This window comes from Methylolobus aquaticus (assembly GCF_054172105.1).
Map to the genome: position 1 here is coordinate 37,175 of NZ_JBSYXP010000024.1, position 21,122 is coordinate 58,296.

Below are 21,122 nucleotides of genomic sequence, written 5' to 3' on the forward strand. Positions count from 1 at the left end.
TAAGGGATAAACCGACACTGATCGACCATTGCGTTCCCACGTACGCACCGGGTCGACCATATCGTCGATTCCGGTCACTCCACCACGCGCACCGGTATGCCGGCATGTTCGCGAACGGCTCGGGCCACCGAACCCAGCAACAGCGTTGCAATAACGCCATGCCCGCGGGCGCCCATGACGATCTCGTCGCAACCCTTTTCCTTCGCATACTGAACGATGATGTCGGTCGGCTCGCCCACGCTGATGTGAACGGCGTAGGGAATGCCGGCATCGTCCAACTTCTTGCGCGCTGCCGCCAGGGCTTTCAGCCCCGCTTCGCGATGATAGCCACTGATCTGCTCATGATCGAGAAACCGGCCCACATCACCGATCAGGGGGTGCTGGACGTTCAGCAGATGGAGTTCGGGAGCATGACTCCCGGACATTCCACCGATCAGGTCATCGATGGCGCGGAGCGCATGTTCCGAGCCGTCCACCGGAACCAGGATCTTTTTCTTCATGGCTTGCTCCTTCGGCTCAGCGGCCGGTCCTGGATTGCTCGCCCTCGGCGAGATCGACCAATTCGCGCGGCCGAAGCTTCTTCCTGCGCCCCGCCAGCCACAGCCCGCCGACGATGACCAGGATGGCAGCGACGAGCGGAATCAGGTCGGCCAGCCAGAAGACCTCCGTCGCCTCGAACCAGGGCTCGAGCGCCGGGTCGGTCACCAGCATCTCACCGGCAACGAATCCGAGCAGCGCGGCGCCAAGTTCGATCACGATCGGGACCCGGTCCATCAAGCGCAACACCAGGGTGCTGCCGAAGATCACCAGCGGGATGCTGATGGCCAGTCCGATGATCAGCAAGGTCATATCGCCCTTGGCCGCCGCAGCGACGGCGATCACGTTGTCGAGGCTCATCAACAGGTCGGCCAGCAGGATCGTCCGGATGGCGGCGAACAAATGGTCGCGAGGACTGATTTCGTTAGTGCCATCCTCCGCGGGGAGCATCAGCTGCAGGGCGATCCAGAACAGCAGGCCACTACCGATCAGCTTCAGATAGGGCTGACGCAGCAATTCCAGTGCGACCAGGGTCAGCACGATGCGCATCACTACCGCGGCCCCCGAACCCCAGATCACGGCCAGCTTGCGCTGGGCGTCCGGCAGGGATCGGGCGGCCAGGGCGATCACCACGGCGTTATCGCCGGACAGAACGATATTGACCAGGATGATCTGGCCGAGCCCGATCCAGAAATTCAGATCGGCGGCTACGTCGGGCATCTGCTTATTCTCCGATCGCGAAATTCAGGAGGGCGGATCTCTCTATGCCGGCCTCGAGATCTGTCCTCGGGCCGGTCGGGCGAGCCATTCTAGCCCGGATGTCGGGTCCGGGTGGGAAAGTCAGAAGGATTAGGCCCCCGGATCGATTTCGGATGGCCCACATACAAAACGGTCGGTATAAAGTCGTGCATGACCTTCCCTCCACGTCGATAGTGGCGCATCTTCCGCAGGCGTAAAATGCGCGACTAAACCCACAGACCCCGGGAATCCTCAGATATGGGCAACACCGTCACGTTTGGTGCCGTCGGCGACATTGCATTCGCCATGGGCGTCAGCCAGGGAATCGCAACCAGCGGCGTACAGTGGCCCTTCGAGCGCATGGCGCCGATCCTCTCCCGCGCCGATCTGCTCTTCGGCAATATGGAAACGGTGCTCGCGCCGCCGGATTATCCGGAGAATGAAATAGACCGCAAGGCGCTGATCGCAAGCTTCCCTGGGCCCGACTGCGCCCGCGCCCTCAAGCACGCAGGCTTCGATTTCCTGAATCTCGCTGCCAATCACGTGCTCGATGCGGGCGTGGTGGGGATGGAGTACACGCGACAAACCCTGGAAGATGCGGGGCTGGTCACGGCGGGTGTCGGACGGACACAGAGCGAAGCGCGACGGCCCGCGCTGGTCGAGGTGGACGGCATCCGCTTTGGTTTCCTGTGCTACGGGGAGGATTCCAACTACTCGCTGGGAACGCGCGGCCCGTGCTACGCCTACTACACGCTGGACGCCGTGCTCGAGGACGTGGCCATGCTGCGTGATTCGGTTGACATCGTCGTGGTGTCCGTTCACGCCGACATTGAGTTCATGCCGACGCCCAGCGTGCCGCGCCTCGAGCAGTTTCGGCGCATCGCCCGCAGCGGAGCGAACATCATCCTGGGTCACCACCCGCATGTGCCGCAGGGTTGCGAAATCGTGGACGGCTGCCTGGTGGCCTACTCGTTAGGGAACTTTATCTTTCCCGTCTACAGCCTGCCTTACATGAAGCGGCACCGGGCTGATTCCGCCTATTCTTTCGTGCTGCTCGCCGAGGTCGCCAAGGACGGCGTGCGTTCCTTCGAACGCATTCCCTTCGAAATTATGCCTCCACCGGAAGAACGCCCGCATCCGGCCGAGGGAGCCGCTCGCGACCGCATGCTCCGCCGATTCGCCGAGCTCGACGGCTACCTCCAGGACGATGATTTTCTGCGGAGAACGTGGTCGGACTTCGCGAAACGGCATTTCGAGAGCTATCTCCGGCTGGCCGTCGAACCCGTGCAACCCTCGCGCTGGCAGTCTTTCGGACGCCGCGTCGCGCGCCGACTCGGCCTCGACATCACTCCGGACATCGATCTGATCGTCGAGGAACTGGTGGGCCGCCTGTATTTCACGGCCGAAAACCGCAACTGTCTGGAGGAGGTTCTGCGTCTGGCCCGCGTCGCCTGGGAAGAGCGACTCAACGAGCCGCCCGACCCGCTGCACCGGCCTCAGCACCGCCTCCGCTTGAAATAGCGGGTTGCGAGGACGGACTCGGGCCGACCCGCCCGTCATTCCGGCAAGGCCACTCCTCACTCCCGCCGCCGGCCAGCACGCAATTCACGCAAGCCCAATGGTCATTCCCGCGCAAGCGGGAATCCACAGCACACGCGACGGTGCGACCGCATCATCGGCGTCGCTACCCGTCCCGGTTCGCCAACGCCGTGTTCTGCGCCTTGCGCATGCGTTCCGCCAAGCCCTTCGGGCTCGTCTCGTAAGCCAGGCGGTTGGCTTCCAGCGCCGCCAGCGCCGCCGTCGCTTCCGCCGCCGTCAGTGCCAAGCGGCCGGCCATGTGGGTGGCGTCCGGCGCCGCTTGCAGGATGTTGGCCCGGTTGGGATGTTCCGCGACCGGCACCAGATGGTCCGCTTCAGTTTTTCCGTCCAGACAGATGGCCTGGTCGATGACTTCGACCTTGCGGCCGTCCTGGGTCGTCTTGATGTAGGTGCTCATGGCTGCTCTCGTGGTGGCTGAAAGAACGGGCATGCCCGGGAGGTCTAGTGCCGGGTCGGGGAAAACGGCTTCTCGAGCGCCGGCACGGCAGCCCGCTCCCGTTCGTCGCCACCCGGTGAGGCGACAGTCCCCGTGCCGGCGCTCGTTACGGGCGGCGAGACGGCCCGCCTGGCTGGCGGTGAAGGGCTCTCGGCGACATGGACGAACGCATGTGCCTTGATCAGGCAGTAGACGTTATCCCCCTCCCGGAGATCCATTTGCTTCAGCGCCCGCAGCGACACGCCGGCCAGCAGCGTCGTGCCGCAGTCGATCTGCACCACGACGTGGTCCGGCGCACAGATGATCGCGCCGATGCGCCCCTTGATCTGGTTCTGGATGGAGATGCCGTCCAGATAATTCTTGGAGAGGGCGATGGCGCTCGAACTGACCGAGACGAGCGCGGACTCGTTCAGCGGCAGGTGCGGAGCGATCGGCAATACCAACTCGGCACCATAGTAATAGGCCGTGGTACAAGCGGTGTCGGCCTCGTGGCCGAGGATCGTGACTGGAAGGACGTTGTCGACCCCCTGCAGCGCCGAGCCCGCCAACAGGATCCGGTCGGCGATGATCTCGTGCACGTCGCCGACGCCGAGCACACGTCCATTGGCCATCAGGACCATCTGATCCGTCAGCTGCAGCACCCCTCCCAGCGTGGGGCTGACATACATGACCGCAACGCCCAGATCGTCCCGCACCCGTTTCAAGAACGGCAGGATGCGCGACACGCCCATACCGTCCCGTACTTGCGAATGATCGTCGAGCAACAGCAGCCGGGGCGAACTCATCAGCGCATGCGCCAGTGCGACACGCTGCTTCTCGCCCGGCGAAAGCTGATGGGAGTGGCAGTCCAGCACCTTGTCCAGCTCCATCAGTTCGACGACGTCGCGCAAGCGGATGCCGTCACTCCGAAACGGTGCCTGGCCATAGGCCACCTGCAGGTGTGTCTTGACCGGATAGCGGGGATAGACGGTCGGATCAGGCGTGACCAGGCCCACCCGGCGCCGCCTGGGCGGGACGCGTATGCCCCGGCCGCTATCGAACAGCGTCTCCCCTTCGAGCTTGATCCAGCCGCGCTGCGGATTCACGGTGCCGGCGATCATGCCGAGCAGGGTGCTCTTGCCCGACCCCGGAGGACCGAAACAGGCCGTGACGGGGCTATCGACGGCAAGCGCGGCCGCCAGATCGAAGCGGTCCAGACTCAGTTTGACGTCCAGCTCAAGCATGAGTCCTGCCCCGTTCCTTGGCGTCGGTGACCCGCCCCGCCCCGATCCATTGCGTCGGCCGAACCGCACCGGGCGCGTTCGCCGACCCGATCCGTGACGAACTGCCGAGGCCGAGCCTCGGTGAGCCGCGGCCGCCCGCAAAGGAAGGAACGCCAGGGCGTCGTGGCAAGCCCTGAAGGTCGGACGCCGATCCCAAGGAGCGCGCCATCAGGCCGCGGTCGCGATGTGATCGACCGCAGGAGCCCGGCGGCCGATCTGCGCGTCGACGCCGAAGGCGAACTCGCGCCAGGCCGCGGCCAAGTCCCGCGCAATCGTTTCGAGGTATTCCGGGGAAACGACGTGCTCATCAGGGAAGTTGGACAGCGCACAGGACGTGCGGTTGAAGGCCAGAACCTGATCCAGCAGCGCCTTGTTGAAGCCCACGAAAGGCGACAGCAGCTGGTACGTCAGTTCGGAGTTGGCTTCCTGATCCGGCTCGAAGGGCAAATCCTCAATGACCGCCAGGGCCTCGCTGTAGATCTGCTCCATCGTGCCCAGCACGGCGCGTTGGGTGATCTGCTCCCTGAGTTGACTGGCCAGCTTCTGGTTCAGGTGACGGCGATACCGCTCGAACGCGTCGCTGCGCCGCGTGTTTACCCAGGTCCGGAAGCTCGACAGGCTCGCCGCGTTGGGCGCATCGCCAAGAATCAGGTCGGCGCGGGTGACGGGTATGGATTGGATCAGCGTGCGCTGGATACGCGCGGCCGCCTCCAGTGCACCTTCCAGGTAACCGCCGCCGTAGCTGGCCGTTTCCGACCCGCCGAACAGCAGCTTGCCACCCCACTGGGCCCGCCGCAAAGCGGGATGTCCGTATTCGGGATGGTCGTCGGGCGGAGTCCGGTCCCGCATGCTGCAGGTATAGGGTTCGTCCGCCCAATCCTGGATGTGTTGCTCGCCCGAGTCCGCGTCGGGCCCGAAGACCTGGACCAGCTGGCTGGCGATCAGCATGGGCATGCCGCCGCGGAAGGCCGCCCGCTGCTCCGCGGACAGTGCGAAGAAGGCCCCGAGGGCGGCCTTGTCGCCGCTCGCGTCGCAGGCGTCGTAGATTTCGCCGAGGACCACATGCTCGTGGTGGACGAAGGCGTTGCCGGACTGGCCGGCGGCGCGCCAGAAGGCGCGGTCGTAGCCGATCACCGCCTTGGCCTGATCGGCCATCCAGGTGTAGGTTTCGCGCATCGCTTCCCGCAGCTGGCCATCGAGAAGAGGCTCGAAGCGTACTCGCTCCTCGACCAGGCGCGGCGGCATCGCCAGCACCACCCGCCGCGCGAGAATCTCGGTGACTTCGCTGCCGCAGCGGAAGTTCAGCACGACGTGATCACCCCGGTCGACCACACCGGTCAGGACGTGGTCGAAATGCAACGCGGTCGCGGGGAGATCCCGGCTCAGGGCTGCCACCAACGCACCCATGCCACCCTCGATGCGCCGGGCGCCGCCATGCAGGTCCGGCCTCGCGAGCGCCTCCGCCGGCTTGTCATGATCGGTGAGGTTCAGGACTTCGCCGGTGTCATGCTGCGGAAAGCTCTGCAAGCCGAGGTCCTCGACCAGGCGCGCGATACGCGGCTGGGTATCCGGCCAGAACCAGGATGGCCCGAGGTCGAGTGCCATGCCGGCCACGCCGCCATCCACGGAAAGTATGCGGCCGCCCAGCCGGCCGCGCGCCTCGAAAACGGCGAACGTGCTTCCTTGGGCGCGCAAATGATGGGCCAGCTTCAATCCGCACAGACCCGCGCCTACGATCGCCGTTTCAAGCATGACTGGGTTCTCCCGGGAGTGATTACCCAGAACACGCAGCAAGCTTTGCGCCATTACCGGATAGCACCCGGCATCTTTGCTTTTTCTCGGGAGAAACTGCTTTTGGTTCAATACCCTGCGATCTCAGGCCGAACGGCAGGCGGGTCGTTTGCGGCCGCTGAACTCTTGGCGCATTTACGACATTTCGAAGGGGTGCAGTCCAGGGATTGTCGGCTTCGTAACGTGCCGCGTTTTTCGCGCTCGGCCAAAGGAAATGGCCCGAGGACGCGACGGGCCAACTGGGGGTGCGAGGACCGCGGGCCTCGACGAACCCGCCCCGAATCGGAGGCGGGAGCGTCAGCGGCAGAAGACGCGTTTCGGGAAACCGGTCGCGACTAGGCGCCGGTCAGCGCAGGTGTGATCTCCTCGAGCCAGGCGTCGAGGCGCTCGTCAGTCTGGTCGCTCTGATTTTCGTGGTCGATCACCAGGCCGACGAACTGGTCGTCGACGATGGAATTCGACTTTTCGAAGGTGTAACCGTCGGTCGGCCAGAAACCGACCACCTTGGCGCCCGCGTCGATGACCGTGTCGTACAGGAAGATCATCGCGTCGACGAACTCATGGCCATAACCTTCCTGATCGCCGAGCCCGAACAGCGCGACGACCTTGCCACTCATGTCCTGTCCGGCCAGCTTCGGCAGGAATTCTTCCCAGCTTTCGTCGCTGGCACCGGCGGACAAGCCCGGCAATTCGCCATCACCGAGCGTCGGCGTGCCGAGGATCAGCGCATCGTATTTGAGCAGGTCATCGACACTGGCTTTCTTGACATCCACGGGCGCATCGGCCGCATCGCCGAGCTTCTTGGCGATGGATTTCGCGACACGGCGCGTGTTGCCGGTATCCGAACCGAAGAATATGCCTATCTTACCCATACCTATCTCCTCTCAAAAAAGCTTACGTAAACTGTCTATCACGTTGCCGCATTGACCGCTTCCGACGCCATAACCCCGGTGTTGGACGATCAGCGCACTCGCGCCGGGCCGGGGGAAACCCGGCAGCCGCGCCGGCTCATGCCGATGCGCACTGCGGCTCGTCACCCTCGAAAATCAGATAGGGCGCCACCTCGCCATCGACGACGCGCTGGTCGACGACGACCTTGCTGATACCTTCCATCGACGGAATCTCGTACATCGTGTCGAGTAGGGCCTGCTCGATGATCGTCCGCAGACCTCGCGCCCCGGTTTTGCGTTCCAATGCCCTTTCAGCGATGCGCTGCAGCGCGCCCGGCAGAAAGTCCAGATCGCAGCCCTCCAGTTCGAACAGCTTCCGGTACTGCTTGGTCAGCGCGTTCCTGGGTTCGGTCAGGATCCGCACCAGCGCCGGCTGGTCGAGTTCCTCCAGCGTTGCGACGACCGGCAGGCGCCCGACGAATTCCGGTATCAAGCCGTAACGAATGAGGTCTTCCGCCTCGGTCCCGGCCAGAATTTCTCCGACGTTGCGGCGGTCATCGCGGCTTTTCACTTCGGCCGAGAAGCCGATGCCGCCCCGCTCGGAACGCTGGCGGATGGTCTTCTCCAGACCGGCGAAAGCGCCACCGCAGATGAACAGGATGTTCGCCGTATTGACCTGGATGAGTTCCTGCTGCGGATGTTTGCGCCCGCCCTGTGGCGGCACCGACGCGACGGTGCCTTCGATCAGCTTGAGCAGCGCCTGCTGCACGCCCTCGCCGGAAACGTCGCGGGTGATGGAAGGGCTGTCCGACTTGCGCGCGATCTTGTCGATCTCGTCGATGTAGACGATGCTCGTCTCGGCCTTCTTGATATCGTAATCGCAGTTCAGCAGGATCTTCTGGATGATGCTTTCGACGTCGTCGCCAACGTAACCGGCTTCGGTCAGCGTCGTGGCATCGGCAATCGTGAACGGCACGTCCAGCACGCGCGCCAGGGTTTCGGCCAGCAGTGTCTTGCCCGAGCCGGTCGGGCCGATCAGCAGGATGTTGCTCTTGGCCAGCTGCACGTCATCGCTGTCGGCCTGCAGATGCACCCGCTTGTAGTGGTTGTACACGGCAACCGCCAGGATCCGTTTCGCACGGTCCTGCCGAATGACGTACTCGTCCAGTACCTCCTTGATCTCGACCGGCTTCGGCAACTCCTGCATCGCTTCCGAAGCCTTCTGCTCCGAATCCTGGCGAATGATGTCGTTGCACAGTTCCACGCATTCGTCGCAGACGAACACCGCGGGCCCGGCAATCAGTTTATGGACCTGATGTTCGCTCTTTCCGCAAAAGGAGCAGTACAGCGACTTTCCGCCCGGTTCCTGCCCCGCTTTCTCATCACCCATCGCGTTGCCCCTCATCTGCCACATTAAGTACAGGTCGTTCTGCCGGCATGGCGCTCATCCGGCCGACAACGCTTCCCGGTTCATCAGTACCTTGTCGATCAGACCGTAGGCCGCGGCCTCTGCGCCGCTCATGAAGTTGTCGCGATCCGTGTCCGCCCTGACCTTGTCGATGGGCTGTCGCGTGTGCCGGGCCAGGATCGTGTTCAGGCGCTCGCGGAGATCGAGGATCTCGCGCGCGTGGATCTCGATATCGCTGGCCTGTCCCCGGAACCCGCCCAGCGGCTGATGAATCATGATTCGGGAGTGCGGCAGACTGTAGCGCTTGTTCTCGGCGCCACCCGCGAGCAGCAGGGCGCCCATGCTGGCCGCCTGCCCGATGCAGAGCGTGCTGACATCGGGTTTGATGAACTGCATGGTGTCGTAAATCGCGAGTCCAGCCGTCACGAGCCCGCCCGGGGAATTGATGTACAGATGAATGTCCTTGTCCGGATTTTCCGACTCCAGAAACAGCAACTGCGCGATCACCAGGTTGGCCATGTGGTCCTCGACCGGACCGACCAGAAAAATCACCCTTTCCTTCAACAGCCGTGAATAAATGTCGAACGAGCGCTCGCCGCGCGGCGTCTGTTCGACGACGACCGGCACCAGGACATTCGCGACCGGCTCGTTTCGGCCTGGAGCGGGACGCTGGATCAAGCTGCTCATCGGTTCAAGGGCGGTGGTCAGTGCTGTATGGCAGTCGCCGGGCTACGCGACGGTGTCGAACTGGGGCGCGAATTCCTGATAGCGGTGCATCAGGCCCAGGGCTTTCGCCACCGGCAGGCAGGTCAGCGACCCCTGCCAGGTGTTCACCGCGCGCGCCAGCCGGGCATCGTCCGCCAGGAAATCCAGTCCCTTGTCGGCGAGCGCCGTGACGTAGGGCAAGGTGGCCGTGGTCAGTGCGATCGTCGAGGTGCGCGGATAGGCGCCGGGCATGTTCGTCACGCAGTAGTGGATCACGCCGTGGCGGACGTAAACCGGATCAGAATGGGAGGTCGGCCGCGACGTCTCGATGCAACCGCCCTGATCAATGCTGACGTCGACCACGACCGCACCGGGAAGCATCGAGCGGATCATGGCCTCGGTGATCACCGAGTCGGCCTTGGCACCCTTCGTCAGCACGGCGCCGATCACCAGATCGGCATCGGCCACGCGCGCCGCGATGCGGCCGGGATCCGAAATGAAGAAGTGGATGTCGTCCGCGATCTCGCGACGCATCTGCAGACCCTTCTTGGTATCCAGGCCTGCCACCGTGACGTGGGCACCCAGGCCTCGGGCGGTGCGTGCGGCGTGCATGCCGACCACGCCGTCCCCGACGATCAGCACCTGGCCATGCCGGACGCCCAGCACTTCGCCCAACTGGACGCCCCGTCCGCCATGGTGCTGGGCCAGGTATTGCGCTCCGACCGTGACCGCCATGTTGCCGGCCACGGCGCTCATCGGCGCCAGCAGCGGCAGACGCCCGGCAGCATCCTCCAAGGTTTCGTAGGCGATCCCGGTGGTACCGGCCGCCAGCAACGCCTCGGTCAGGGTCGGCGTGACGCCGGCCAGATGAAGGTAGGTGAACAGCAACTGGTCGCGCAGATAGCCATATTCGGCCTCCATCGGTTCCTTGACCTTCACGACCAGCTCGGCGGCCCAGGCCTCATCCACGGTTCCGATCGATGCACCGGCCGCACGATACTCGTCGTCCGCGAAGCCGGATCCCAGGCCGGCGCCCTGCTGCACCAACACCTGGTGCCCCCGCCCGACGAGCGCGCGAGCCCCGTCCGGCGTCAAGGCAACCCGCCCTTCGCGATCCTTGATTTCTTGCGGTATGCCGATCCTCATTAGTGGAGTCCCCGCGGCGGCGCAAGACTGAAGACGCTGATCGGCGCTTCGAACGGAATGCCGTCGTCGGCCATCAATTGATAGCTGCCCTGCATGCAGCCGACCGGTGTCTCGATGGTCGCGGCGCTGGTGTACTTGAAGGCCTGGCCCGGCATCAGATGCGGATGCTCCCCGACGACCCCTTCGCCGACGACCTCGACGGCCTTGCCGTTGCCGTCGGTGATGACCCAGCGCCGACCCAGCAGCTTGGCGGGCACGGTGCCGGTGTTCTGCATGGTCACCGTGTAGGCGAAGGTGTAGCGGTTCGCTTCCGGCTGCGATTCCGATCCCAGATAGACCGTTTCTACTTCCACCGTCCATTCATGCGACTTTCGCCTCATTGGCAGGTTTCCGGACACGCGTCAGCCCTCCATCGGCAGGCAACCCGGTTCCGCACTGCCAGTTGAGACGGTGAGTCGTGGCCCTTCCGCGCTCTGCAAACGTATATCGCCCTGCTCGAGCTGTTCGATGACGACGACGGCCAGCATGGCCGCCTTTTCAGACCCGGCGGGGGCGGCGGCCAGCACCATGCCGATACTCTCCGAGGTGCCCGGGCCATAGAGCTTCATGCCCGGTGACGGAGCCGGATCGGCGGCGACCGTGGCCAGGACCATGCGGCGTTTGAGCTGCCCGCGGTAGTGCAGGCGCGCGACGACCTCCTGGCCCGGGTAACAGCCCTTCTTGAAGGACAAGCCGCCAAGCGCTTCGAGATCCACCATTTGCGGGATGAACTCGCCGCTGGTTTCCGGCAGCAGCAGCGGTATCCCGGCGAGAATGTCGAGCAACGACCAGCCGGCATCGTCGATCGGCGGAGCGCCCGGAAAACGCCCGGAGCACAGGGAGCCGAGCGCTCCCGCCGGACCGATCGCCAGCCAGCGCGGCTGCGGGCCCGGACCGAGCGCGACGACGGTGCATCCATCCAGATCGAAAGTGCTGCCTCGCGCGGCCGTGGTGTCGATCCCGGCGCTATGCAACGCGGCGGCCACGCCCGTACCGGACAGGCCGACGCGCGCCAGCGTATCGCTCGCATCGCTGATGGTCGCCTTGGTCCGCAGCAGAAACTGCTTCAGGCGGCTCACGGTCGTGGACAGCAAGGCCATCGGCAGCAGCAGGTAGTAGCCGTCGCCGCGCATGAACAGCCAGAAGGTCGCCAGCATGCGCCCTTTGCCGTCGCACCAGCTCGTGAACTGCCCCTGCGTGGGCGAGACCAGTCGCACATCGCCGGTGAACAGGCTGCCGAGGAACTGTCCGGCTTCGGGGCCTTCGACCGCGATCAGGCCGAAGTGGGATAGATCGGCGCGCACGTCGTCGACCAGCGCGGCAGTAATCGCGGGCATTGAAGCGGCCTCGCACGCCAACATGTCTAGCGCTGTGTCGGCTGCCATGCACCCTCCTCCTCCGGCCCGAAACACACCGCGTATTCACTACAATCCGCGCAACTCGGCGAGCGGCAGACGAAGGCGCCGTTCCGCTCGCAAAGCTGCTTGTAGAAGAACTTCTTCCAGCGCATGCCGCCGGTATTGCGGGCGTACAAATCAGGGAAATGCGTCGCCAGCAGATCGGACAGGGCTTGCCGGCTGGGCAGGCCCAGGTCCTGCCAAAGATGGTCCTCGCCCATGCTGCAGGCCGTGACCGCATAAGCCAGCCAGCGGCTTTCGCGCCGGTCGTCGCGGCGGTAGCTCAGCAGCAGCGCGGCCAGATCCTCGAACTCGTCGAAGCCGCGGCTGACCTTCGCATCCACCAGCGCAGCGCGCGCGGCAGACGGCAGATAGGCACTGCGCGCCCCGGGAAAATACGCATCGAGCAGGGCACCGAATTCCGCTAGATCCAAACCGAAGCCATCCATGCCGGGCAGGCGGGACGAACTCCGTGCCATCTCGATCGCCGAGGCGAACGCGAGGGTCATGGGATCTCCCGGGTCCCGGGCATGCCTCAATAACGGGTCGTAGGTGAGATATTCGTTCGTTGCCAACAAGTGCGCGACTCCCCTGCGAACGTGAATGGACGGATCCGGCCCCGACGGCTCAAGCGGCGGCGGCCCCGTGCGTGTAGCACTGCTTCGGACAGATCTTCGAGCAGGCCTCGCAGCCGACGCAGTTCTCGACGTGAGCGATCGACATCACCTTCTTGTCGTACTCGTCATCGTCGTCATCGTCTCCGCTGAGGTGCACGACCTGACCGTCCTCGTCGATGCCGACCAGTTCCAGCACCTCGCGGCCGCAGACCTTGTAGCAGCGTCCACAGCCGATGCATTTCTCCTGGTCGATGGCGTCGACGAACTGCGGGACCCAGACTTTCCCGCCGGGCAGCACTACACTGAACTCGCTCATCTTCGTTCGCTCCTAGGCGTTGGCCTTGCGAAATTCATCCAATAACCGGTACGCCTCGAAGGTCTTCTGAGCCAGCTCCGGGATCTTTTCCCACCCGGTAGGCAAGTCCTCGGCCAGATCGTGCAGATCCATCTTGAGGGCCGTCGCCTGGGCATTCAGCTTTTTCAGTTTGACCTTGAGGTCCTCTACTTCCGACATACCTAACCTCGCTGCGCTACTGTCTTGTCGCCAGGGGCCTACTACAGGCCGCCCTGAGTGAAATCCAGGATTGACCAGAGCAGCACGTAAATCATCAGTGCCACGATCGCCCGCGGGGCGAAGATTTCAACTATTCGTTCTTTCATATCTGCAATTACCCACTAAAGGCCCGTCCTTCAGCCGTAATTCGCTACATCCGGGTAGGTTTCGATCATCGTCAAGCCGGCCGCGACGGCTTTTTCGCCTTCTTCGGCCAGTTTCTCCATCGTCGGGAAGCCGAAGCGGTGCACGTCCCGCAGCTGCTTGTTCAGCACCACCAGGCGACCGGCGAGCAGGATCTGTCGGCCGAAGCCTTCATGCGACATCTTCATCATCGGCGACACCATGACGCCGCTGGCGCGTTCGATACACAGGCCGATCGCGTTGTAATACAGTTCCATCCGCCACAGCGTCTCGGGGTCCGGGTCGCCGATGATCGGGATGGTCCTGCGCTTTTCCTTGTCGAGAATGTAGGGCTCGAGCAAGTCCTCGTCGCTCTTGCGCTCCCAGGTGCCGTGGGTGTCCTGGGCCCGCCACTGCTTGACCAGTTCCTTGATGAACACGGAGTCCATCGGCGACGTTTCCGCAGGGGTTTGTAGGGCAGCCGCTTCAGGCATGTTCCACCTCGTCTTCCTCATCAAAATCGAATGTTCGTTCCTCGCCCTTCGAGTCCTTGGCCAGGACCTTGCGCAGCCAGGGGGGCGGCGTACCCTTCAGGACCTGCTGCAATTTCTCCAGCAGATCGGTGATCGGCTCGGGTTGCGGCACCTTCATCGGATGGATCCCGAGCGCCACCACACGGGCCGCCCCGGAGCCGCCGATGGCGGCGACGTAGAGAATCGCGCAGTCCTTGACGGCTTCCAGCTTGGGCGCGAGCTTGTCTTCGTTCCCGTCTTCCTGGAGGTCGCCCTCGAACTGGACGGCTTCCAGGAACTGGTAGCCGTCCGCCGACAATTCATAAATTGCGATGTTCTTGGCCCAGCCGAAGTGGGCGTCGACTCGCTGCAGGTCCTGCGTGGCAAAGGCGACTTTCATACTGCCTCCGAAAGGTTTTGTTTCGATCACCGGGTCGTTTGACTTAACCAGCCGCAAGCGCCGTCTCGCCAACATGCTCTGTATTCTCCGGAAGGGCCCACGTGTCGGGCTGCGGCTCATGTCCATCGGCCATGAACATGTTCGCAATCTCGAAAATCAGGTTGCGCGTGCCCCGATAGCCGACGATGGTCTGGTGCGCCGCGCCGAGCCGGTCGAACATCGGAATGCCGATGCGGTAGAACGGGATCGCCAGCCGTTCCGCCGCCTGCCGCCCGTGGGAATGGGTCATCAGCAGATCGCAGCCGCGCGCGCGGGCTTCGAGATCCTCCAGATCGCCGATCAATACTTCCGCTGCCGGGACTTTCTCCAGTAGCGGCGAGGCCGTCGTGGTGACCGCACCCACGACTTCCGAACCCATCTCGGTAATCCACTGGCTCAGTGTCCACAGCAGATCCGGCTCGGCGCCGATCGCGATCTTCTTGCCGCCGAAATGGAAATGGCCGTCGAGCATTGCGTCGACCAGCTGGCTGCGCTGGCGCTTGATCTTGTTCGGCACCTGCCGCCCGCTGAGTTCGGCCAGCAGCGCGATCAGCCGGTCGTTGACCTCGAGCCCCGTAAGTCGGTCGAACAGCGTGAACGGCACGCCGGTCCGCTGCTCCATTGCCTCGGCCGCCGGCCGCATCTGCTCGCCGATCGCGAGCGTGTGGCAGGCGCTCCCCATCGCGGCGATCTCGTCCAGCGAAATGCCGCCCAGTGTCGTCGGCGTGAAATCGTCGGGCACGTGCCCGTCCAGCGAACCGGACAGATCGGGCAGCACGACCGCTTCCAGGCCGAAGCCCTCCAGAATGTCGCGCAGTTCGTCGATGTCGCCGGGCGTCAGGTGCGCGCCGGGCAGCACATTGATCCGGTCGCGCTCCCGCGGTACATCGGCCGGGGTCTCGGTGACGAGCTGCTCGACCATGCGTGTGACCGTCTTGGCCCAGCCGTCCTGGAACGCGTCCTTGAAATCGGGCGTGGACACATACACCAGCGCGATGTGGTCGAGTTCCGGGTGCCGGTCACGGACCAGCTTGAGGTAGCCTTCGACGTCGTCGCCCTTGGTCTCGGTGACGCCGGTGGACGAGATGCCGATGATGGACGGCTTCTGCCGGTTCGCGATCGTGATGATGGCCTGTTCGACGTTCTCGAAGCCGCCCAGCACGGTCGCGACCTCGCTCATGGCCGTCGTCTGCAGCGGAATCGCCTCCTTGAAGTGGCGCACGAACAGCACCAGCCCGAACGAGGTGCAGCCCTGCGAGCCGTGAAACAGCGGCATGCAGTTCTTGACCCCCATGAAGGCGAGCGCGCTGCCGATCGGCTGGCTCATCTTCAACGGGTTGACCGTGCAGGACTTCTTCGAAGTGGTGACGGTAGCCATGCGCGTCGCCTCAGGCGGCCTGTTGCGACTGGGCCGCCGCGGCTACGGCCTCGGGATTCCAGTGGTCCTGGGTTTGCAGGATCTTGTCGAGCTTGCCGATGCAACTGCCGCAGCCGGTGCCGGCCTGGGTTTGCTCCGAAATGGCCTCGACCGTAGTCAATGCCCCGGCCACGATGGCATCCTCGATGGTGCCGCGTGCCACACCCGCACATTGGCAGACGGTCGTCGCCCGACGCTTCTCGGCTTTCCGGGCCGGGTCCGCCGCCAACGCGGCCGCTTCAGCCGCGATGGCAGCGTCGGCCACCTCCTCCCAGGTTTGCTCTTCCCAGGGCGCACGCAGGCGCACCTGTTGCCAAACCGGATTCGAGAGCGCCTTGTCGATCTCCTTGACCAGCGCCACCATGCCGACATAACCCATATAGGCGTGGTGCCGTTCCTGATTGATATCCAGCCAGGGCATCTTGGCCTTCAGCGCGATGAACTGGGAGCGCCCACCCGACAGCATGATGTCGGCCTTCGCGTCCTTCAGCAGCTTGTACATTTCGCGCGGGCTCATGTCGTCGATCATGTGCGCGTCTTCGCCCATGATCTCCTTGATGCGCTCCTTGTCTTCCTTGGTCGATTTCTTGACGCTGGTGCCGACGACCTCGAGCCCGGCCTCCTGCAGCGCGGCCACGACGGACCAGGATTTCACGCCGCCGGTGATCAGCAGCACCTTCTTGCCGGCAAGCCGTTGCTTGTAATGCTCGATCCCGGCCCAGGCGCGCGCTTCCTCGCGGGCGATCAGGGCGTCGGTGCGATCCATCAACTCGGCCGGAGCACCGCGCTCGATCAGCAGCCGGGCGATTTCGCGCAGCGCTTCGCTGGTATCCTCGATGCCGTAGAAGGAACCCTCGAAGAACGGGATGTCGTAGCGCTCCTCCATCTTCCGGGCGATGTTGATCATCGACTTGGAACAGACCATCATCGCCGCCTTGGCGCGGTGGGACGAAGCCAGGTCGTGGTACTTCGCGTCACCCGAAATGCAGCACAGGATGCGGATGCCGAGTTCGTCGAGCAGCGGCTTCACCTGCCACAGTTCGCCGGACAGGTTGTATTCGCCGATGATGTTGATGTCGTACGGCGTCGTGTACTCGGGTTCCTCGGTGCCGATGACGTGGTCGAGGATGGCCTCGCCGGCCAGCTTGTTGCCGAGATTCTTGGGGCCGACGAAACCGGGCGAATTGATCGGGATGACCGGCTTGCCGAACTTCTTGCTGGCCGCCTTGCAGACCGCCTCGATGTCGTCGCCGATCATCGCCGGCACGCAGGTCTGGTAGACGAAGACCGCTGGCGGGTCGTATTTGTCGATGATCTCCTTGACGGACTTGTACAGGCGCTTCTCGCCGCCGAACACGACATCGGTTTCGTTGATGTCGGTCGTGAAGCTGGTGCGCCACAGATTGGAGCCGGACGACTTCGAGCCGCGGTTGTCCCAGGAGTTGCCCTCGCAGGCGATGGGGCCGTGCACCAGATGCGCGACGTCGGTCACTGGCTGCAAGGCGATCTTGGCGCCGTCGAAGGCACAGCCCCCGGCCGCTCCGCCGGGCTGAAGCTGTTTGGTGCAGCCCTTCTTGCGCTCCTTTTCCGACTTGCCCTGGTTCTTGCCGCAACCGGGCTCGTTGAAAACTTCCTGGACCTTGCTCGATAAGCTGCTCATTCGGCACCTCTGGAACTCTTGCGTCATTCCAAGCAGAGCTCGTGCCACTCTTCTTCATCGCTGTTTTAATTGGGCGTTTTCCCTTCCCACAGCCATTCCAACTGTGAGGTAATGAACAAATGGCGGGGCGAATGTCAGGAAGCGGACAAGGGGCGAAGCAAGACGCGAGAGGGATCAGCACAGCGTATTCGTTCGGAATCCGCCGGCTGCCGGAGCGGGCTGGGGCGCCGAGACACGCCGTAGATAACTCCGTGTAGCCTCGGCTGCGGGGTCCCTCCCGCAGACGGTCCCGCCGCCCCAGTCCCGCTCCTGGGCCTAGCAGATATCGTGCGCACGAAACGCCCGGTGCGGTGGTGTATTCCGGTTACCCCTACCGCGAAGATGCGCTTCAGCAGGCCCCTTTGGCCCTCTGGCGATGGCCCCGAGCCCGGCCCAGCAAACCTCAGCGCGACATGCTGTCAATCCCGATCGCAAAGTAATACCATCCGCCGGTAAAGTATTACTTTTCGCGAGAACACCATGAGCACCCTGCTGACCCGAAAGGGACAAGTCACCATTCCGAAGCGCATTCGCGACCTGCTCGGTTTGCGCGCCGGCAGCCCGGTCGTCTTCAAGGTGACCGAAGAGGGGCAAGTGCTGCTTGCGCCGGCCGAAGAAACCCAGCAGCCTCCAAGCCGCTTCGCAGCGTTGCGTGGTGTGGCCACCGTCAAGATGAGCACCGACGAGATCATGGCCCTGACGCGGGGTGAAGGCTGAAGTGATTCTGGTCGATACCAACGTCATCCTTGACGTCATCGAAGAAGACCCCATCTGGGCCGACTGGTCGCAAGCACAACTCGATCGCGCCGCGTTGAACGGCACCCTTCTCCTGAACCCGGTCATTTACGCCGAACTTTCGGTCGCATTCCGCCGTATCGAAGAGTTGGAAGCCATGTTGGAGCAATCCGGATTGATCGTCGACGCGATCCCCAGAGAAGCCCTGTTCCTGGCCGGCAAGGCCTTCCTGCAATACCGCCGCCAGAAAGGCACCAAGCAGGGCGTGCTGCCGGATTTCTTCATAGGCGCCCATGCGGTAGTCCTGGGCATCCCCCTGCTGACCCGTGACAAGGGCCGCTTCGCGCGTTACTTCCCAAGACTGTCGCTGATCGCACCCGATTGAGTTCGTGCAGTACCTGAAGCTCGAAAAACCGTCTCTGGGATAGGCAGGAACGGAGCCCCATTCACGCCAACAGTCACGACCAATGCAAACACACTGCAATACAGCATAAGGAACCCGCTGCGACATGCCCCTGAAGAAATCCGAACTGTATTCCTCCCTTTGGAAATCCTGCGATGAACTCCGCGGCGGCATGGACGCCAGCCAGTATAAGGACTATGTGCTGGTGCTGTTGTTCGTCAAATATGTCTCCGACAAGTACGAGAACGATCCGGACGCGTTGATCGAGATCCCGTTCGGCGGCAGCTTCGCCGACATGGTGAAGGCCAAGGGCGACAAGGAGATCGGCGACCGGATGAACAAGATCGTCGGTCGTCTCGCGGATGCCAACGACAACCTGAAAGGCGCGATCAACGTCGCCGACTTCAACGACGAAAACAAACTCGGCCGCGGCAAGGAGATGGTCGACCGGCTGACCAAGCTGGTCGCGATCTTCGAGGGTCTCGACTTCGGCCAGAACCGCGCCGAGGGCGACGACCTGCTGGGCGATGCCTACGAATACCTGATGCGGCACTTCGCGACCGAGTCGGGCAAGAGCAAGGGCCAGTTCTATACCCCGGCGGAAGTTTCGCGCGTGATGGCGATGGTGATCGGCCTCGACCAGGCCCATTCGCCAAAGCAGAGCATCCACGACCCGACCTGCGGTTCCGGCTCGCTGCTGCTGAAGGCGCATGACGAGGCCAAGGGCCGCACCGGACTCGACCTCGCGCTGTACGGCCAGGAGATGGACAACGCCACCTCCGCGCTGGCCCGCATGAACATGGTGCTGCACGACTGCCCGACGGCCGAGATCTGGCAGGGCAACACGCTGGCCGCGCCGCATTTCAAGAACCCGCTCGGCGGGCTGCAGACCTTCGATTACGTGGTCGCCAATTTCCCGTTCTCGAACAAGAACTGGACCAGCGGTCTGCATCCCGAAAACGACCTGTACAACCGCTTCGAGTACGGCATCCCGCCGGCCAAGAACGGCGACTTCGCGTTCCTGCTGCACATCCTGACGGTGTTGAAATCGACCGGCAAGGGCGCGGTGATTCATCCGCACGGCGTACTGTTCCGGGGCGGCGCCGAAGCCGCGATCCGGCGGAACATCGTCCGTCAGGGGTTCATCCTCGGCATCATCGGCCTGCCGCCGAACCTGTTCTACGGCACCGGTATCCCGGCCTGCGTGCTGGTGTTGGACAAGGAGGGCGCGGTCGGGCGCAAGGGCCTGTTCATGGTCGATGCCAGCAAGGGCTACCGGAAGGATGGCAACAAGAACCGGCTGCGGGCGCAGGATATCCACAAGATCGTCGACACCTTCAACCGGCAGCAGGAGATCCCGAAATACTCCCGGCTGGTACCGTTGGCCGAGATCGAGGCCAACGACTACAACCTGAACCTGCCGCGTTACATCGACAGCAGCGAACCGGAAGACCTGCAGGACATCGAGGCGCATCTGAAGGGCGGCATCCCGAACCGCGACCTTGACGGCCTCGCGGCTTTCTGGGACGTGATGCCGTCGCTGCGGGCCGAGTTGTTTTCGCCTCTCGTGCCGGAGGACGGCTCCGAGGTGCGAGCCGGCTACAGCGCGCTGACCGTCGAGGCCAGCCAGATCAAGGCTGCGATCTTCGAGCATCCTGAGTTCGCCGCCTTCAAGCAGCGCGTCGCGGCGCTGTTCGAGGACTGGAAGAGCGCTCATGCGCCGCTGCTGCGGGATTTGAAGCAGGGTGACCGGCCCAAGACGCTGATCGACACGCTGTCGGAAAGACTGCTCGATGCCTTCCGCCCGGCGCCGCTGCTCGACCCCTATGACATCTACCAGCACCTGATGGATTATTGGGACGAAACGCTCTACGACGATGCGTGGATGATCGCGCTCGACGGCTGGCGCGCGATGACCAATGGCTCGACCGGCGCGGCCAAGCCGAACACCGACCTGATTCCGACTGCACTGGTCGTCGCCCGGTACTTCGCCGATGAACAGGCGGCGATAGAGCAACTGGAGACCGAGCGCGATGCGATCAGCCAGCAGATCGAGGAACTGGCCGAAGAACACGGCGGCGAGGACGGGTTGCTGGAGGACGCGAAGAACGACAAAGGAAAGCTGACCGCGAAGAGCGTCAAGGACCGGCTGCGGGACATCAAGGGTAAGCCGGAGGCTGATGAGGCACTCGCCGTGCTGGAGCGGTATCTGGCGCTGGCCGACCAGGAGTCCGCAGCGAGCAAACAGGTCAAGGATGCGCAGAAGGCCCTCGATGCCAAGGTTGCCAAACGTTACTCGACGCTGACCGAAGCGGAGATCAAGACGCTGGTCGTCGACGACAAATGGCTCGCGACGCTGGAGGCCGCCGTACACGGCGAGATCGACCGCGTCAGCCAGGCCTTGACCGGGCGCATCAAGCAACTGGCCGAGCGCTACGCGACCTCGCTGCCACAACTGGCCGACGAGGTCGAAACCTTGTCCGCCCGCGTCGAGGAGCATCTGAAGAAGATGGGGTTCGCATGGACGTGAAGCCGGGTTATAAGCAGACCGCGGTGGGGGTGATTCCGGAGGATTGGGAAGTCAGAAAGCTCTCTGGTAGGAAGTGTCAGAAATTCTGTGTGTGAGGGGTTTAGGAAAAAGTCTTGTGATCAGGGGATGAAGCGCTCTTCGTAGAG

The 21,122-nt window shown here is 63.6% G+C and carries 22 protein-coding genes; 4 read left to right on the forward strand and 18 right to left on the reverse strand.

Translation table 11 applies throughout. From position 1 onward, the window contains the following. Nucleotides 1-74 precede the first annotated feature (74 nt). Nucleotides 75-500, reverse strand: coding sequence for a universal stress protein (locus ACW73L_RS21015; protein WP_498924515.1), 426 nt, complete (start codon nt 498-500; stop codon nt 75-77). A 16-nt stretch (nt 501-516) separates the two neighbouring features. After that, nucleotides 517-1,257: a TerC family protein gene (locus ACW73L_RS21020; protein WP_498924516.1), complete on the reverse strand. Its 741-nt coding sequence runs from the start codon at nt 1,255-1,257 to the stop codon at nt 517-519. Nucleotides 1,258-1,533: 276 nt separating this feature from the next. Between ACW73L_RS21020 and ACW73L_RS21025 the strand changes: the two genes are divergently transcribed. After that, nucleotides 1,534-2,796 (forward strand): CapA family protein, encoded by a 1,263-nt coding sequence (locus tag ACW73L_RS21025; protein ID WP_498924517.1) that lies wholly within the window; start codon nt 1,534-1,536, stop codon nt 2,794-2,796. Nucleotides 2,797-2,959: 163 nt separating this feature from the next. On the opposite strand, the gene ACW73L_RS21030 is transcribed toward ACW73L_RS21025, so the two are convergent. The 16 genes from ACW73L_RS21030 to nifE form a co-directional block, all read right to left on the reverse strand. Continuing rightward, complete coding sequence (locus tag ACW73L_RS21030; RefSeq protein WP_498924518.1) at nt 2,960-3,271, reverse strand: hypothetical protein; 312 nt, start codon at nt 3,269-3,271, stop codon at nt 2,960-2,962. A 44-nt stretch (nt 3,272-3,315) separates the two neighbouring features. Next, the gene (locus tag ACW73L_RS21035) at nt 3,316-4,533 is read right to left on the reverse strand and encodes an ATP-binding cassette domain-containing protein (protein WP_498924519.1); all 1,218 of its coding nucleotides are present in this window, start codon (nt 4,531-4,533) and stop codon (nt 3,316-3,318) included. A gap of 207 nt (nt 4,534-4,740) precedes the next feature. Continuing rightward, entirely contained in the window at nt 4,741-6,324 is a 1,584-nt protein-coding gene (locus tag ACW73L_RS21040; protein WP_498924520.1) for a flavin monoamine oxidase family protein, read from the reverse strand. Between the two features lie 374 nt (nt 6,325-6,698). Further along, the gene (locus ACW73L_RS21045; RefSeq protein WP_129883098.1) at nt 6,699-7,235 is read right to left on the reverse strand and encodes a flavodoxin; all 537 of its coding nucleotides are present in this window, start codon (nt 7,233-7,235) and stop codon (nt 6,699-6,701) included. A 136-nt stretch (nt 7,236-7,371) separates the two neighbouring features. Continuing rightward, nucleotides 7,372-8,643 (reverse strand): ATP-dependent Clp protease ATP-binding subunit ClpX, encoded by a 1,272-nt coding sequence (gene clpX, locus ACW73L_RS21050; RefSeq protein WP_498924521.1) that lies wholly within the window; start codon nt 8,641-8,643, stop codon nt 7,372-7,374. 54 nt (nt 8,644-8,697) lie between these two features. Then, nucleotides 8,698-9,348 (reverse strand): ATP-dependent Clp endopeptidase proteolytic subunit ClpP, encoded by a 651-nt coding sequence (gene clpP, locus ACW73L_RS21055; protein ID WP_129883096.1) that lies wholly within the window; start codon nt 9,346-9,348, stop codon nt 8,698-8,700. Between the two features lie 42 nt (nt 9,349-9,390). Further along, complete coding sequence (gene ald / locus ACW73L_RS21060; RefSeq protein WP_498924522.1) at nt 9,391-10,512, reverse strand: alanine dehydrogenase; 1,122 nt, start codon at nt 10,510-10,512, stop codon at nt 9,391-9,393. Further along, the gene (gene apaG, locus ACW73L_RS21065) at nt 10,512-10,892 is read right to left on the reverse strand and encodes a Co2+/Mg2+ efflux facilitator ApaG/CorD (RefSeq protein WP_498924523.1); all 381 of its coding nucleotides are present in this window, start codon (nt 10,890-10,892) and stop codon (nt 10,512-10,514) included. The genes ald and apaG overlap by 1 nt, the downstream gene beginning before the upstream one ends. A gap of 21 nt (nt 10,893-10,913) precedes the next feature. Then, nucleotides 10,914-11,936, reverse strand: a complete 1,023-nt coding sequence (gene ygfZ, locus ACW73L_RS21070) for a CAF17-like 4Fe-4S cluster assembly/insertion protein YgfZ (protein WP_498924524.1) — start codon at nt 11,934-11,936, stop codon at nt 10,914-10,916. Further along, entirely contained in the window at nt 11,915-12,457 is a 543-nt protein-coding gene (locus tag ACW73L_RS21075; protein ID WP_498924525.1) for a nitrogen fixation protein NifQ, read from the reverse strand. The genes ygfZ and ACW73L_RS21075 overlap by 22 nt, the downstream gene beginning before the upstream one ends. Before the next feature lie 118 nt (nt 12,458-12,575). Then, a complete protein-coding gene (fdxB, locus tag ACW73L_RS21080; RefSeq protein WP_129883092.1) occupies nt 12,576-12,881 on the reverse strand; it encodes a ferredoxin III, nif-specific in 306 nt (101 codons plus the stop codon). A gap of 12 nt (nt 12,882-12,893) precedes the next feature. Then, nucleotides 12,894-13,079: a CCE_0567 family metalloprotein gene (locus tag ACW73L_RS21085; RefSeq protein WP_129883091.1), complete on the reverse strand. Its 186-nt coding sequence runs from the start codon at nt 13,077-13,079 to the stop codon at nt 12,894-12,896. Nucleotides 13,080-13,255: 176 nt separating this feature from the next. Beyond that, the gene (locus tag ACW73L_RS21090) at nt 13,256-13,735 is read right to left on the reverse strand and encodes a NifX-associated nitrogen fixation protein (protein ID WP_139557899.1); all 480 of its coding nucleotides are present in this window, start codon (nt 13,733-13,735) and stop codon (nt 13,256-13,258) included. Then, nucleotides 13,728-14,153 (reverse strand): nitrogen fixation protein NifX, encoded by a 426-nt coding sequence (nifX, locus tag ACW73L_RS21095; protein ID WP_498924526.1) that lies wholly within the window; start codon nt 14,151-14,153, stop codon nt 13,728-13,730. The genes ACW73L_RS21090 and nifX overlap by 8 nt, the downstream gene beginning before the upstream one ends. A 43-nt stretch (nt 14,154-14,196) precedes the next feature. Continuing rightward, nucleotides 14,197-15,570 (reverse strand): nitrogenase iron-molybdenum cofactor biosynthesis protein NifN, encoded by a 1,374-nt coding sequence (nifN, locus tag ACW73L_RS21100; protein WP_498924527.1) that lies wholly within the window; start codon nt 15,568-15,570, stop codon nt 14,197-14,199. A 10-nt stretch (nt 15,571-15,580) separates the two neighbouring features. After that, nucleotides 15,581-17,269 carry a nitrogenase iron-molybdenum cofactor biosynthesis protein NifE gene (nifE, locus tag ACW73L_RS21105; RefSeq protein WP_498924528.1) on the reverse strand — a complete coding sequence of 563 codons (1,689 nt, stop codon included), beginning with the start codon at nt 17,267-17,269 and terminating at the stop codon, nt 15,581-15,583. Between the two features lie 519 nt (nt 17,270-17,788). Here nifE and ACW73L_RS21110 point away from each other — a divergent pair. The 3 genes from ACW73L_RS21110 to ACW73L_RS21120 all read left to right on the forward strand — a co-directional run bounded on the left by ACW73L_RS21110 (nt 17,789) and on the right by ACW73L_RS21120 (nt 20,976). Then, the gene (locus ACW73L_RS21110) at nt 17,789-18,025 is read left to right on the forward strand and encodes an AbrB/MazE/SpoVT family DNA-binding domain-containing protein (RefSeq protein WP_498924529.1); all 237 of its coding nucleotides are present in this window, start codon (nt 17,789-17,791) and stop codon (nt 18,023-18,025) included. Beyond that, nucleotides 18,015-18,428: a type II toxin-antitoxin system VapC family toxin gene (locus tag ACW73L_RS21115; RefSeq protein ID WP_498924530.1), complete on the forward strand. Its 414-nt coding sequence runs from the start codon at nt 18,015-18,017 to the stop codon at nt 18,426-18,428. The genes ACW73L_RS21110 and ACW73L_RS21115 overlap by 11 nt, the downstream gene beginning before the upstream one ends. A 124-nt stretch (nt 18,429-18,552) precedes the next feature. Then, the gene (locus ACW73L_RS21120) at nt 18,553-20,976 is read left to right on the forward strand and encodes a type I restriction-modification system subunit M (protein ID WP_498924531.1); all 2,424 of its coding nucleotides are present in this window, start codon (nt 18,553-18,555) and stop codon (nt 20,974-20,976) included. Nucleotides 20,977-21,122: the final 146 nt, after the last annotated feature.

Excerpts from the sequence above, each read along its gene's own strand:
- ACW73L_RS21040 (WP_498924520.1), bottom strand. The coding sequence starts at position 6,324 with ATGCTTGAAACGGCGATCGTAGGCGCGGGTCTGTGCGGATTGAAGCTG.
- ACW73L_RS21110 (WP_498924529.1), top strand. The coding sequence starts at position 17,789 with ATGAGCACCCTGCTGACCCGAAAGGGACAAGTCACCATTCCGAAGCGC.
- nifX (WP_498924526.1), bottom strand. The coding sequence starts at position 14,153 with ATGAAAGTCGCCTTTGCCACGCAGGACCTGCAGCGAGTCGACGCCCAC.
- clpP (WP_129883096.1), bottom strand. The coding sequence starts at position 9,348 with ATGAGCAGCTTGATCCAGCGTCCCGCTCCAGGCCGAAACGAGCCGGTC.
- ygfZ (WP_498924524.1), bottom strand. The coding sequence starts at position 11,936 with ATGGCAGCCGACACAGCGCTAGACATGTTGGCGTGCGAGGCCGCTTCA.
- clpX (WP_498924521.1), bottom strand. The coding sequence starts at position 8,643 with ATGGGTGATGAGAAAGCGGGGCAGGAACCGGGCGGAAAGTCGCTGTAC.
- ald (WP_498924522.1), bottom strand. The coding sequence starts at position 10,512 with ATGAGGATCGGCATACCGCAAGAAATCAAGGATCGCGAAGGGCGGGTT.
- ACW73L_RS21045 (WP_129883098.1), bottom strand. The coding sequence starts at position 7,235 with ATGGGTAAGATAGGCATATTCTTCGGTTCGGATACCGGCAACACGCGC.
- ACW73L_RS21075 (WP_498924525.1), bottom strand. The coding sequence starts at position 12,457 with ATGACCCTCGCGTTCGCCTCGGCGATCGAGATGGCACGGAGTTCGTCC.
- nifE (WP_498924528.1), bottom strand. The coding sequence starts at position 17,269 with ATGAGCAGCTTATCGAGCAAGGTCCAGGAAGTTTTCAACGAGCCCGGT.
- fdxB (WP_129883092.1), bottom strand. The coding sequence starts at position 12,881 with ATGAGCGAGTTCAGTGTAGTGCTGCCCGGCGGGAAAGTCTGGGTCCCG.
- ACW73L_RS21035 (WP_498924519.1), bottom strand. The coding sequence starts at position 4,533 with ATGCTTGAGCTGGACGTCAAACTGAGTCTGGACCGCTTCGATCTGGCG.
- ACW73L_RS21085 (WP_129883091.1), bottom strand. The coding sequence starts at position 13,079 with ATGTCGGAAGTAGAGGACCTCAAGGTCAAACTGAAAAAGCTGAATGCC.
- ACW73L_RS21025 (WP_498924517.1), top strand. The coding sequence starts at position 1,534 with ATGGGCAACACCGTCACGTTTGGTGCCGTCGGCGACATTGCATTCGCC.
- ACW73L_RS21030 (WP_498924518.1), bottom strand. The coding sequence starts at position 3,271 with ATGAGCACCTACATCAAGACGACCCAGGACGGCCGCAAGGTCGAAGTC.
- nifN (WP_498924527.1), bottom strand. The coding sequence starts at position 15,570 with ATGGCTACCGTCACCACTTCGAAGAAGTCCTGCACGGTCAACCCGTTG.
- ACW73L_RS21120 (WP_498924531.1), top strand. The coding sequence starts at position 18,553 with ATGCCCCTGAAGAAATCCGAACTGTATTCCTCCCTTTGGAAATCCTGC.
- ACW73L_RS21020 (WP_498924516.1), bottom strand. The coding sequence starts at position 1,257 with ATGCCCGACGTAGCCGCCGATCTGAATTTCTGGATCGGGCTCGGCCAG.
- apaG (WP_498924523.1), bottom strand. The coding sequence starts at position 10,892 with ATGAGGCGAAAGTCGCATGAATGGACGGTGGAAGTAGAAACGGTCTAT.
- ACW73L_RS21090 (WP_139557899.1), bottom strand. The coding sequence starts at position 13,735 with ATGCCTGAAGCGGCTGCCCTACAAACCCCTGCGGAAACGTCGCCGATG.
- ACW73L_RS21015 (WP_498924515.1), bottom strand. The coding sequence starts at position 500 with ATGAAGAAAAAGATCCTGGTTCCGGTGGACGGCTCGGAACATGCGCTC.